The organism is Parabacteroides provencensis (genome assembly GCF_900232875.1).
In the GTDB taxonomy this organism is placed as follows: Bacteria; Bacteroidota; Bacteroidia; order Bacteroidales; family Tannerellaceae; genus Parabacteroides; species Parabacteroides chinchillae.
Genome location: NZ_LT960488.1, coordinates 1,144,979 through 1,157,162, shown reverse-complemented (window position 1 = coordinate 1,157,162; position 12,184 = coordinate 1,144,979). Strand labels below are relative to the sequence as shown.

The following is a 12,184-nucleotide window of genomic DNA, read 5'->3' as shown; positions in this document are numbered from 1 at the left end:
GGTTTGGTTTCGCCATTAATCAAACTGTTAATTTTATCTGCAATTAAATGTTTGGCTTATAAAGGATGGAAATTTTTTAATTCTTTCCGTAAGGATAAAGCTTTGTTTTCGGTTACTTTGTTCATGATATTCCAGAACCGCTCGCTGTGATTCATTTCTACCGTATGGCATAATTCATGTAGTAATACGTAATCTATCAGATGTTCCGGTAAAAGCATCAGGCTAAGTGACAGGTTTATGTTTTTACCGGAAGAACAACTGCCCCATCTGCTTTTGCTGTTTTGTATTTTAAGGCTTTTATAAGAAAACTTGTGGCGTTCGGCTAATAGTTTAATGCGTGGAGGAAGTAAGCGCTTGGCTTCGTGCCGGAGGGCGGTTTCCAGCATTTTATGTAAGACTTTCTGGGTTTCCTTATTCTCAAAAAGAATGTCTTCAGGACAAGCTATATTAAGATAGCCATCCTTCAAAGCCATTACGAATTTTTTATGTTTATGGCGCAAAATGCGGAGATGGAATGAATAGGTTTGAAGTTGGGTGTTCTCATCCAATAAAACCAGAGGGCGGTTCTGCAAATGTTGTAACAAACGTTCTTTGTTTTCCCGGATAAGGCGTAACATGAAGTCTTCATTTCCGTTCACAGGCATGGTTCCGACTATTTCTCCGTTTACTACTTTTAGAGAGTATCGGATAGCGCGGGGATGTGTACGCAACTTTATAATTCCTAATTCACTGTCGGGTATCATCTTTTCCATAACGTATGCAAAAGTAATACTTTGCGGGGGAATAATACCGTAGAAATATGTATCTTTGCAGCCAGATTCCAGAAATAGTATAAATAAATATAATATTACAGATCATGAGCAAAAAAGCACTATTATTAATCTGTGATGGTTGGGGTATCGGAGACCATCAGAAAGATGACGTAATCTATAACACTTCTACTCCTTATTGGGATTATCTGTTGAAAACATACCCGAACTCTCAGTTGCAGGCTTCTGGTGAAAATGTCGGTCTACCTGACGGACAGATGGGTAACTCGGAAGTAGGTCACCTGAATATTGGTGCAGGACGTGTTGTATATCAGGATTTGGTGAAAATTAATATAGCATGCCGCCAGAATACAATTATGGATAACCCGGAAATCAAACGTGCTTATAGTTATGCAAAAGAAAACAATAAGCAGATTCATTTCATGGGATTGGTTTCGGACGGAGGTGTGCATAGTTCTATGGAGCATTTGTTCAAACTAACAGATATTGCTAAGGAATACGGTATCAGTAAAGCTTATGTTCATTGCTTTATGGATGGTCGTGATACAGACCCGAAGAGCGGAAAGGGCTTTATAGAACAGTTGGAAAATCATTTGAAAACGACAGGAGGCAAGATTGCTTCTATTATTGGCCGTTATTATGCAATGGACCGTGATAAACGTTGGGAACGCGTAAAAGAAGCTTATGACCTGCTTGTAAATGGCAAAGGTAAAGAAGCTGCTTGTATGGTGACTGCAATGGAGGAATCATATGCAGAAGGTGTAACTGACGAGTTTATTAAGCCGATTGTACATGTTGAAAACGGCAAACCGGTAGCTACTATCGAAGAAGGCGATGTTATTATATTTTTCAACTATCGTAACGACCGTGCTAAAGAATTAACGGTTGTATTGACACAACAAGACATGCCCGAAGCTGGTATGCGTACTATCCCTAATTTGCAATATTTCTGTATGACTCCGTATGATGCAAGTTTTAAAGGAGTGCATATCTTGTTTGATAAGGAAAATGTAGAAAATACATTGGGAGAATATCTTGCAGCTGAAGGTAAGACCCAGTTGCATATTGCAGAAACTGAAAAATATGCTCACGTAACATTCTTTTTCAATGGCGGACGCGAAACTCCTTATGATGCAGAAGAACGTATCCTGGTTCCGTCTCCGAAAGTGGCAACGTACGACCTGAAGCCTGAAATGAGTGCATACGAAGTAAAAGATAAATTGGTTGAGGCAATCAATACGAAGAAATATGATTTCATCGTTTGTAATTATGCTAATGGCGATATGGTAGGCCATACCGGAATCTACGATGCAATTGAAAAAGCAGTTGTTGCAGTAGATGCTTGCCTGCATGATACGGTTGAGGCTGCAAAAGCGAATGATTATGAAGTAATCATTATTGCAGACCATGGAAATGCAGACCATGCATTGAATGAAGATGGTACTCCTAATACTGCCCACTCTTTAAATCCGGTTCCGTTTGTGTATGTAACGGCAAATAAAGATGCAAAAGTGGAAGATGGTATTTTAGCAGATGTAGCACCTTCTCTTCTCCGGATTATGGGTATGGAACAGCCAAAAGAAATGACTGGGAAGGTATTGATTAAATAATAGTAATATATTAATATGATCTTTAAACCCTGTAAGGGACTAACAAATGTTGTTTGCTTTTACAGGGTTTTTTGTATGTTTATTTTTCTTATTTATGATACAGATAGATGACACATTGGTTAGCTTGGATGTAATAGAACGCTATTTCATTTGCGACCTCTCTCATTGTAAGGGGGCTTGTTGCATAGAAGGTGACTCTGGTGCTCCTTTGGAAGATTCCGAATTGGCAAAACTTCAGAAGGTACTTCCATATGTATGGAGTGATTTGTCTCCTCAAGCACAGGAAGTGATAGATAGACAAGGAGTGGCTTATATCGACGAAGAAGGAGATACGGTAACTTCTATTGTGAATGGGAAGGACTGTGTGTTTACCTGTTACGATGGGGATGGAACTTGTAAATGTGCTATCGAAAAAGCATACCGTGAAGGCCGCGTCGATTTTTATAAACCGGTATCTTGCCATTTATATCCGATCCGGGTTACACAATACCGTGATTTCCGTGCTGTAAACCTTCATCGGTGGGATGTGTGTAAAGCTGCCGAAATATTAGGGAAGAAAGAGAAACTTCCGGTTTATAAGTTCTTGAAAGAACCGCTGATCCGTAAGTTTGGTAAAGAATGGTATGATGCTTTAGAACAGTGTGCCCAAGAGTGGTCGAAGCAAAAGAATATGTAAATTTGTAATTCCTTAAATTAATACTAGTATGGATAGACGTAGATTTTTACAGTTAGGTGGATTGGCTGCTACTGCAGCATTGATGTCAAGTGATTTAAAGGCTATGGATTTTAAACATAATCCGAAAATAAAGCCGGTTGTGGGTTCCTGGTTCGAATTCTATCACCATTCGCGTGTGGGAGCGAAGTATTGGAATCCTATTTTATATAAATATACGGATGAACAATGGCGGGCAATGATCAAAGATATCCATGAATTGGGTATGGAGTATCTGGTATTGCTATCTGTTGCAGACAATGGAAAGACTTTTTATCCGTCAAACTTGCAACCACGATATGATATGGCTTCACCTGATCCGTTAGAAACTGTGCTTAGCGCAGCGGATGAATATGGAATCAAGTTCTTTATTAGTAATGATTATTGGGGAGATTTTCGGGAAGTGGATAAAATGATGACTAGCCGGGAAGTAGCCGCTCTGCGTGCTAAAGGGATGGAAGAAGTAGCCACAAAATATTCTCATCATAAAAGTTTTTACGGTTGGTATTATCCGAATGAAACCAATTTGACGGAAACGATGGATGAAATGACAATCGCTTATGTCAATGGCAGTTCAAAACTGGCGCACGAATTGACTCCTCATTGTAAAACGATGATTGCCCCTTACGGGACACGTACTGTAAAAGCTGATGATTATTATGCAAAACAATTGGAGAGATTAGATGTGGATATTATTGCATATCAAGATGAAGTCGGTGTGCAAAAGTCTAAGGCCGGTGAAGTTGGAAAATACTTCGAGGCTTTGTCTCGTGCCCATAATAAAGCTGGCCGTGCTAAAATCTGGGCAGACTTGGAGATATTTGATTTTGAAGGAAAAGTATATACAAGTCCGGCCATACCGTCTACATTCGATCGTCTTCTTGTGCAGATGGAAGATGTTTCTCCTTTTGTTGAGAAAATATTAATTTACCAGTATAGCGGACTTATGAGTAAACCGGGTTCAATAGCAACCCTCGGACAGCCGAAAGCAGATAAATTTTATACAGACTATGCTGCCTGGCTGAAAGCGCAGAAGTAATCAGCCTTTCCGAATCAGTTCTGCCGATTGGCATTCCTCTTTAAGGTATGTTTCGATATGACGCTTTTTCTTGTCTTCCAGAATTTCGTTGATAGCGATAAGTATTCCGGTTTCTTCTACTTCTCCGAACTCGTGGTTGATAGCAGTTCCGAATACACGCATCTTTGGGGAAAGGCTCATATATGCATTTACAAGCGGCGGAACATTGATTCCGAATTTTCTTACTTCCTGGTTTAATACCTTATAATTGTCTTTGAAATTGTCATGGTGGAAAAGTGCTTTCATTTTTTCTAAGTCAGTGTTTGTTTGTAGCGGATAAACAGGTGTTATCAGTTTTTCCGCATCAGGAAAATGGAGTCCCAGGAAGTAAAGAATCATATTTCGGGCTTCGGTATTGTAAGTGTTATACATCGTAACTTTACCGAAGTAATATTTTAAACTTGGGTCTACTACGGATAATGCGCCTAGCCCGTCCCATAAATTGTCAAGTACGAATAAGCTCTTTGCAGAAGTCCTTGTTGATTGGTATTCCAATGTAACGAACGAGCGTCCTAACTCTACGGTGTAAGGAAGCACTTCTTTTATGAACTGCTCTGAAAAATTAAACAGATGTGCTGTCGCAAGTATCGGCTTTCCTGTCTTATCGAATTTTACATCTGTGCCGCATAAAAAGCGATACCCTCCCAATATTTGTTCGTCTTCAGGACTCCATACGATTAGTTGTCTGTATGCATCTTCCATAGTGTCGAACATGTCAATATCGCAATCTAAGCCAGTGCCGCCTCCATAATACCGGAAAGCTATTTCGCGGAGACGTCCTATCTCACGCATGACGTTGGGGGCATCATGGGCTGTAATGATATAAATTTCGTTGTTCGATTTATTTGTTCTCCGGAGTAATTTATCTTTTGTAAGTTCAGCTTTCAAAAGAGTCCGGTCAACAGGTTTAATAATGTCTTGCATATAGTGAGTCTATTTTTTCTTTAAATTATAAACAATTCCTTTTACCCATTCTGCCCATTCAGCCGGCTTTTTGCTATTGTCGAATGTTTGCCAGGGAATGGGGTTGCCAAAATAAATGTGGAATGTTTTATGCTTGCACCGGAACATTTCATCCGGCAGATATATCATTTCGTAATTCATTTTTATACCGAATGCTTTGCGGATATTTGCCAAACGATAGAAAAAATTGGAGTTTTTTCCTTCAAAGTAAACGGGTATAACGTTTCGTTTATATTCTACAGCTTTTTGGATGAATGATTTTTTCCATTCTAGATCGGTAATATGTCCGTTTTGCTTGCGCGAACAAAGTCCTGCCGGAAAGGTAATAATTTGGTTGTCAGATGCATAAGCTTCTTCTATCAATCTGGCATTTTCTTTACCTTGGGCGCCATGTTTATTAATAGGGACAAATATCGATTTTAAATTAGATAAATAAAGGAGCAGGTCGTTTACCAGATAACGGATTTTTCCATTATAGTGTGTTCCGATAACGGCCGATAGGCAAATTCCATCCAGTCCTCCTAACGGATGATTGGATGCGAATATATATCGTCCTTCTGAGGGGAGATTTTCTACGTTTACTAAATTTAGGGTAAGATCGAAATATCCTATAAGTTCATTCATGAAGTCCACTCCGTCTTTGTCGTGGTAACGGGTGAGGATGTCATTCAATTCTTCTTGATGAATGGTACGTGTCAGATAATTGACAACAAACCCCGGTATCTTTTTAGCAGCAGGTGCTTTTTCTTGTAGTACCTGCCTTATGTCAATCTGTTTTATGCTATTTGCCTGTGTCATTCTTGCATTCACTCGTGGCAAAGATATAGTGAATAATTAAATCAGACCTTTTTTATAGGATGTTTTTAATTATATTTCTCTAAATCTTTGGCTAAATCTTCCAAAATACTATGATATGTCTTATTTGTTCTGGGCTTTGGATTTAAAGGTCTCATTTCTTTTAATGGTTTATTATAGAATGCATTGATTATATATTGCATATCCATTTTGTCAGCGTCGGGGAATTTTTTTATATGCTTGACGGCTAATTCTTTGTTTATTTCTTTCACATAGTGTTCAAATTGGGGTAGATAATAATAATCAAAGAACTCGCTGATATAACTACGGCAATAATCGTTTTCGGAATTGCCTTTTAAAGCTTGTTCAAATGCCGGATTGACAGGTTGCTTTACTGATTCGATCTGTTTTAAGGAAGCATTCATTGAATAATCATCATGTAAAGCCAGTATGTCTCTTAAAGCATACAATGTTGCTTTGGCTCGCCTCTCGGCTGTCTTGATGTGATTTATTTTACATCTTCCTGCCCGGTAATCTGCTTGTGCAATAGCATAGCGGTACAATTCGGCTGTGAATTGACGACCTGCAATAGTGCGTGCTAAATCAATAGCGTCCCGGTCTATGAACTTATTTCCTTTGCCATAGGGCAAGCGTGCTAATATGTGAAGTATTTCAGGTACTTTATTTAAGGTTGTAGCTATTTTTGTGTCATTGTCCCGGAATTCTTTTACAGATTCATCTGTGATCTCCTTTTTGGCAAAAGCCCATATGTTTTTGTATTGTGCAGGAAGTTCATCTTCTAGCTCGATAACGGGCATTGCAGCTTTCCAGCCTTCCAGCATAATTTTTGCATTTTCTTCATAGCGGTCATTGCAGAATACAGGTAAAATTTCTTCCGGGGTTAACATGTCGGGCTTCCAGGAATTATGTGTGAAAAATTCCAACATTAAGGGATCGCTATGTGATGTTTCAGGCCAGAAAACAAAACCTTTACACATTGGGTCTGCAATAGCGATGGGCATACGCTGCCTGATCAAGTCGTAATTTCCCCGCAATTCATTTTCCCATTCGTATGCGTGGAAAATGCCAAATGTGTATGGGAATTTATTTACCACACCCCAGTTCTCAAAATGCGTGTTTGTTTTGTTGGAAGGTAAATCTGATGTATAATCAAGAATAATTGTATTTGAAGGATTCAATTGCATTAATAGTTTTTTTATTTCGCTGCCTTTCCAGCCTGGGAGATAAAAATCCCATGATGCTATTAAAATCGGTGCTGTTGGATAGTGTTCGCGTAGTTTATTAATTATACGGCGGTATGCGTATAGTTTCATTTCCAGATTATCTTCCCGTGTGTTAAAAGTTTCTCTTTCTGCTATGCCAATCGTGTGAAACATATTGGGACTACCGTAATTATCAATGTGGGCTTGCGTTAGTTTCCAATAGTTATCTAGGTTCTTATCGTCGCGGATATCCCATACGGCATTGGTGGGATTTCCCAGATAGGCACCTCCGGATTGTGGGTTAAATGTGGGTTGAACAGTTTTAAGGAAAGCTTTGGGTGTACAACTATACCAGTGGGTCATAGTCCCCATATCCTCAGGATGTATTAGTTCCCGGTCTCTTGCATAGCTCAGGATGTGTTTTCGTAATTCGCCGCGATATTGTAAAGGCCAGGCTGTCGTTCTGTCATAAAATGAGCGGGGGAGTGCTTCCGGCAAAGTTTTATCGGTAGGAGGGTAAGGAACGATGTCTGGAAATGCTTTTTGGAAAATATCATCCATGCCAATACGTAGCATGAATAGATTCAGGCGCTTTTTTACGATCCAGTTTATTTCTTTCTCCCATTCGTCAGGTCCCCAGTGCTCTGCCTGAAAACGGGTCAGGCTGCGGTGCGCAAAATAACGAAGACCTCTATACATGAATCGAGGAGATTCCGTAATATCAAGTCCTGTCATTTGGATATGGTCGGCTTTGGGAATAATATCCCCATCCCAGAAATAGCGGCATCCTGCTTCTCTTTCGAAGAAATCATATACGGCATATAGCGTAGACCGTCCGTTTCCTCCTGCAAGAAAAAGAAAGTTACAATCGTCGTCTTTTGCTGATAATATTCGATAAGAGTCACTTTCTGCTCCGATATTAAGAGGTGATATGATTTTTTTTTCGATGGCATCTCTTGTAAAACGATTCACAATATCTGAGCCTATGACAATTAAGTTGCCTTTTTGGGGAGTGTTTATAATTTCCAGCTTTTGCCCTGTAACGGCATGATAGAATGCCTGAAATTCATTTGCTGCAATTTCATAAGCGCGGTGTGCATTTGTTGGTTTTAAAATCTTCCAATCATTTGCTTGTGTAAAGAATGAAATAAAAATAGAAGCGATAATAAGAAATGGTGTTCTCATAATGATAAAGTGGTTTTTCTTTTTGAGATGTACAAATATAGTGAATACTAATCAGAATAACCAATACTGTTGGACAAAAGAAAGAATTCATCATTATGACTTTTCAAAAACATAACTATGAATTAAAAGAATCATAACTATGATTGTGTCCGTTTTGGTTTTCCTGTTTATTTGATGAGCTGTTGAAAACTTTTTTGCACTTTTCTTATCTATTTCTTGGCAGGTATTTTCGGAAATATGTACTTTTACCCTCTAATAGGTTAATGTATGTGCTGCTCAAAGAAGTACGCCATCTTATTTTAAGAGGAAGTTTAACATAAATGCAGGAGATGGAAGAGACAGAAATTTGCTATCATGTTCCGGTGATGTTGCATCAAAGCCTGGAGGGTATGAATATTAGTCCTTCGGGTATTTATGTTGATGTGACATTTGGTGGTGGCGGGCATTCCCGTGAGATACTGAAACGGTTGGATAGCGAAGGGCACTTATATGGCTTTGATCAGGATGCGGATGCGGAAAATAATATCCCGGATCAGCCGGGATTTACATTCGTTAGAAGTAATTTCCGCTACTTGTATAATTTTATGCGCTATTACGGAGTGGATGGGGAAGTCGATGCTTTGCTAGCCGATCTGGGTGTATCGTCCCATCATTTTGATGATAAAAAACGCGGTTTTTCTTTTCGGTTTGACGGTGCATTGGATATGCGGATGAATACCCGTGCGGGTAAGACTGCTGCCGATATAGTAAATACTTATACGGCAGAGGCATTAGCTAATGTGTTCTACTTGTATGGTGAATTGAAGGTTGCGCGAAAGTTGGCTGCTGTGTTGGTAAAAGCACGTGAAACCAAAGAAATAAGGACTATTGGGGATTTTTTGGAAATACTGAAGCCGTTTGCCGGCAGGGATAAAGAAAAAAAGTTTTTGGCACAGGCTTTTCAGGCACTTCGTATAGAGGTGAATGACGAGATGCGTGCTTTGCGCGATATGCTTCAGCAGACTTTGAAAATATTGAAGCCGGGTGGACGGTTAGTGGTTATTACTTATCATTCGCTGGAAGATCGTTTAGTGAAAAACTTCCTCAAAACAGGCAACTTTGAAGGAAAGAGCGAGCAGGATTTTTTTGGAAATATCCAGTCTCCGTTTAAATTAGTGAATAATAAAATTATCGTTCCGGATGAAGAAGAGGTCATGCGGAACCCCCGTTCCAGAAGTGCTAAACTTCGGATCGCTGAGAAAAAATAATGAGTACCAGAGTTGTCATTGTAAACTGAAATATGGAAGAAGAAAAAAAACAACAGCGTAAGAAGGCAAAAAGGAAAGAAAATCGTTTTTCTCCTTTGTATGTGTTGGGCGGTGGTATCCTGAAGGAGGATTTCATTATCAAACATACGCGTATGATTATACTTGTTGTGATATTGATATTCTTTTTCATAAGCAATCGTTATACGTGTATGCAGAAATTACGCGAAATAGACCGTTTGCAACAACAATTACGTGATGTGCGTTTTGAAGCATTGTCAATTTCGTCGGAATTGACAGGCAATAGCCGCCAGTCACAGATAGAACTACTTATTGAAGAACAAGGTATTGAATTGGAAGGCGCAAAAACGCCTCCTTATGAATTGTATAAATAATTATGGCAGAAGAGAACGAACCAAAAGAAGTGGTGCCGGGCAATAACAGAATTTTACTCTGTTATTTCCTTGTTGTTGTTGTGCTAGGGCTCGTAGCTGTTGCCATATTAATGCGTGCTTTTAATACTGCTTTTGTGGAAAAAGCAATATGGGAAAAAGTGGCTGAGAAACAAAAACGGCCGAACCGCCTAGTATTGCCCGGGCGTGGTAATATTTATTCTGCAGACGGCAAATTAATGGCAACCAGTGTGCCTCGTTATTATTTATATATCGATTTTGGGGCGGACTGCTATAAAAGTCCTTCAAAGAAGTGGAGCAGCCGGGATACTTTACTGAAGTCGAAACGTGACGGGCTCGATTCCTTATCTATCTACTTGTCGCGTAAGCTCAAAAACCGCACTCCGGGTGGTTATAAAGATTATTTGGTACGTGGATTGAAAAGCGGAAGCCGGCAGTTTCCTCTTTATGAAGGAAAAGTTTCTTATTCTGATTATAAGGAGATAAAAAAGTACCCGTTTATGCGCTTAGGCCGTTTTAGAAGCGGATTTTATGCTAAAGAGATGGTACAGCGCCAGAAACCTTTTGGAACATTAGCTTCCCGTACAATTGGAGATATTTATGGGGAAATTGAAGCAAGCGGGACAACCAAAGGTAAAAACGGGCTTGAATTACAATATGACTCTTTATTACGTGGGCAGGCTGGTTTAAGTTCTGTACGCCGTGTAGGTGGAGGTTGGACAAATGTTGTTGAACTTGAGCCTACGGATGGTCTGGATATCCGTACTACAATAGATATAAGTATACAGGATATTACAGAAAAGAGTTTGATAGATAAACTGAAAGAAATTGATGCGGAATCGGGCACAGCTGTTGTCATGGAAGTGGAAACCGGAGAAATTAAGGCAATCACTAATATGGGACGTATTCGTGAGGGTGTTTATGGCGAAACTAAAAACCATGCTGTAGCCGATGAAACAGAACCTGGGTCTACATTTAAAGTTGCTTCTATAATGGTTGCTCTTGAAGATGGGGTATGTACTCCCAATGATACAGTAGACGTAGGTAATGGTATATATATGTATAAAGGTGCCCGGATGACCGACCATAATATGAATCATGGAGGATATGGGCGTATATCGGTTGCCCAGTCTATCTGGTATTCTTCTAATATAGGTGTCGCCAAAACGATCCTGAAGGGATATTCTAATAACCCGACAAAATTCGTGGAAGGCTTATACCGTGTTGGTATGAATGCAGACCTGCGTTTGGAAATTCCGGGTGCTGGCCGGTCAAAGATACGCCGTCCGGACGATTCAACACGCTATTGGTCTAAAACAACATTGCCGTGGATGTCGTTTGGTTATGAAACTCAGGTCCCTCCAATTTATACGTTGACTTTTTTTAACGCCATAGCCAATGATGGGAAGATGGTACGTCCGATGTTTACAAAAGAAATTATGCATAACGGAAAGACTGTCGAAAGTTTTTCTACGGAAGTGATAAAATCTTCTATTTGTTCCAGCCGTACGTTATCTCTTATAAAAGAAATGTTGGTTAATGTGGTGGAGCAAGGCACAGGTAAAGCAGTCCATTCGGATATTATTCCGATAGCAGGAAAGACAGGTACGGCTCAGATTGCCAGTGGCGGGGTGTATCGTACCAGTGGGCATCAAGTATCTTTCTGTGGCTATTTTCCTGCCGATCATCCGAAATATTCGGCAATTGTGGTAATTCGTCGTCCCCGGATTGGTTATCCTTCCGGAGGTACAATGTCGGGCGCTGTGGTAAAAGCGATTGCAGAGAAGGTATATGCGAGCCACATGTCTTTTGATGTGCGTGATATGGAGGTTGATTCTTTGGCCGTGAAAGTCCCTTCGGTGAAAGGTGGTAATTTGAAAGCTCTAGAAGATGTTTTAGACGAATTGGATATAGACACGGATACGGATAGTCTGGAGACCAAATGGGTATTTGCTTCGGATAACCAGGATGAAAAGAAAGTTGATCTGAAAGATGTAACAATACGGGAAGGCCTGGTGCCACGTGTAACCGGAATGGGTGCCCGTGATGCTGTTTATCTGCTCGAAAAAGTTGGATTGAGAGTTTCTTTAGCGGGAGCAGGGCGTGTTGTCTCGCAAAGTATTCTGCCTGGTCAACGTATTGTAAAAGGGCAGACTATATTATTGACATTGAGATAAGGAATAAATTGTAC

General features: G+C 39.9%; 10 protein-coding genes. 6 read left to right on the top strand and 4 right to left on the bottom strand.

Annotated features, from left to right (window positions below):
• Window positions 1-56: 56 nt before the first annotated feature.
• Window positions 57-752, bottom strand: coding sequence for a M48 family metallopeptidase (locus CTY47_RS05180; RefSeq protein ID WP_099463715.1), 696 nt, complete (start codon window positions 750-752; stop codon window positions 57-59).
• Between the two features lie 104 nt (window positions 753-856).
• On the opposite strand from CTY47_RS05180, the gene gpmI reads away from it, so the two are divergent.
• The 3 genes from gpmI (at window position 857) to CTY47_RS05165 (ending at window position 4,131) form a co-directional block, all read left to right on the top strand.
• Entirely contained in the window at window positions 857-2,380 is a 1,524-nt protein-coding gene (gene gpmI, locus CTY47_RS05175) for a 2,3-bisphosphoglycerate-independent phosphoglycerate mutase (protein ID WP_099463714.1), read from the top strand.
• Between the two features lie 94 nt (window positions 2,381-2,474).
• Window positions 2,475-3,056 carry a DUF3109 family protein gene (locus tag CTY47_RS05170; RefSeq protein WP_099463713.1) on the top strand — a complete coding sequence of 194 codons (582 nt, stop codon included), beginning with the start codon at window positions 2,475-2,477 and terminating at the stop codon, window positions 3,054-3,056.
• Window positions 3,057-3,084: 28 nt separating this feature from the next.
• Window positions 3,085-4,131 carry a DUF4434 domain-containing protein gene (locus CTY47_RS05165; protein WP_099463712.1) on the top strand — a complete coding sequence of 349 codons (1,047 nt, stop codon included), beginning with the start codon at window positions 3,085-3,087 and terminating at the stop codon, window positions 4,129-4,131.
• Here CTY47_RS05165 and CTY47_RS05160 read toward each other — a convergent pair whose 3' ends face one another.
• From CTY47_RS05160 to CTY47_RS05150, 3 genes are all read right to left on the bottom strand, one after another.
• Window positions 4,132-5,094 carry a GNAT family N-acetyltransferase gene (locus CTY47_RS05160; RefSeq protein ID WP_099463711.1) on the bottom strand — a complete coding sequence of 321 codons (963 nt, stop codon included), beginning with the start codon at window positions 5,092-5,094 and terminating at the stop codon, window positions 4,132-4,134.
• Window positions 5,095-5,103: 9 nt separating this feature from the next.
• Window positions 5,104-5,931 carry a 1-acyl-sn-glycerol-3-phosphate acyltransferase gene (locus CTY47_RS05155; RefSeq protein WP_099463710.1) on the bottom strand — a complete coding sequence of 276 codons (828 nt, stop codon included), beginning with the start codon at window positions 5,929-5,931 and terminating at the stop codon, window positions 5,104-5,106.
• Between the two features lie 65 nt (window positions 5,932-5,996).
• Window positions 5,997-8,336 carry an alpha-N-acetylglucosaminidase TIM-barrel domain-containing protein gene (locus CTY47_RS05150; protein WP_099463709.1) on the bottom strand — a complete coding sequence of 780 codons (2,340 nt, stop codon included), beginning with the start codon at window positions 8,334-8,336 and terminating at the stop codon, window positions 5,997-5,999.
• A 329-nt stretch (window positions 8,337-8,665) separates the two neighbouring features.
• Between CTY47_RS05150 and rsmH the strand changes: the two genes are divergently transcribed.
• From rsmH to CTY47_RS05135, 3 genes are read left to right on the top strand one after another with little or no spacing between them, the layout of a single operon-like run.
• Window positions 8,666-9,583: a 16S rRNA (cytosine(1402)-N(4))-methyltransferase RsmH gene (gene rsmH, locus CTY47_RS05145; RefSeq protein ID WP_099464087.1), complete on the top strand. Its 918-nt coding sequence runs from the start codon at window positions 8,666-8,668 to the stop codon at window positions 9,581-9,583.
• Window positions 9,584-9,615: 32 nt separating this feature from the next.
• On the top strand, window positions 9,616-9,975 hold the full coding sequence (locus CTY47_RS05140; protein WP_099463708.1) for an FtsL-like putative cell division protein: 360 nt from the start codon (window positions 9,616-9,618) through the stop codon (window positions 9,973-9,975).
• A 2-nt stretch (window positions 9,976-9,977) separates the two neighbouring features.
• Window positions 9,978-12,170: a penicillin-binding protein gene (locus CTY47_RS05135; protein ID WP_099463707.1), complete on the top strand. Its 2,193-nt coding sequence runs from the start codon at window positions 9,978-9,980 to the stop codon at window positions 12,168-12,170.
• The last annotated feature ends 14 nt before the right edge of the window (window positions 12,171-12,184 follow it).

What these genes read in the sequence shown, in the direction of transcription:
- CTY47_RS05180 (WP_099463715.1), bottom strand. Translation starts at nt 752, where the DNA reads ATGGAAAAGATGATACCCGACAGTGAATTAGGAATTATAAAGTTGCGT.
- gpmI (WP_099463714.1), top strand. Translation starts at nt 857, where the DNA reads ATGAGCAAAAAAGCACTATTATTAATCTGTGATGGTTGGGGTATCGGA.
- CTY47_RS05170 (WP_099463713.1), top strand. Translation starts at nt 2,475, where the DNA reads ATGATACAGATAGATGACACATTGGTTAGCTTGGATGTAATAGAACGC.
- CTY47_RS05165 (WP_099463712.1), top strand. Translation starts at nt 3,085, where the DNA reads ATGGATAGACGTAGATTTTTACAGTTAGGTGGATTGGCTGCTACTGCA.
- CTY47_RS05160 (WP_099463711.1), bottom strand. Translation starts at nt 5,094, where the DNA reads ATGCAAGACATTATTAAACCTGTTGACCGGACTCTTTTGAAAGCTGAA.
- CTY47_RS05155 (WP_099463710.1), bottom strand. Translation starts at nt 5,931, where the DNA reads ATGACACAGGCAAATAGCATAAAACAGATTGACATAAGGCAGGTACTA.
- CTY47_RS05150 (WP_099463709.1), bottom strand. Translation starts at nt 8,336, where the DNA reads ATGAGAACACCATTTCTTATTATCGCTTCTATTTTTATTTCATTCTTT.
- rsmH (WP_099464087.1), top strand. Translation starts at nt 8,666, where the DNA reads ATGGAAGAGACAGAAATTTGCTATCATGTTCCGGTGATGTTGCATCAA.
- CTY47_RS05140 (WP_099463708.1), top strand. Translation starts at nt 9,616, where the DNA reads ATGGAAGAAGAAAAAAAACAACAGCGTAAGAAGGCAAAAAGGAAAGAA.
- CTY47_RS05135 (WP_099463707.1), top strand. Translation starts at nt 9,978, where the DNA reads ATGGCAGAAGAGAACGAACCAAAAGAAGTGGTGCCGGGCAATAACAGA.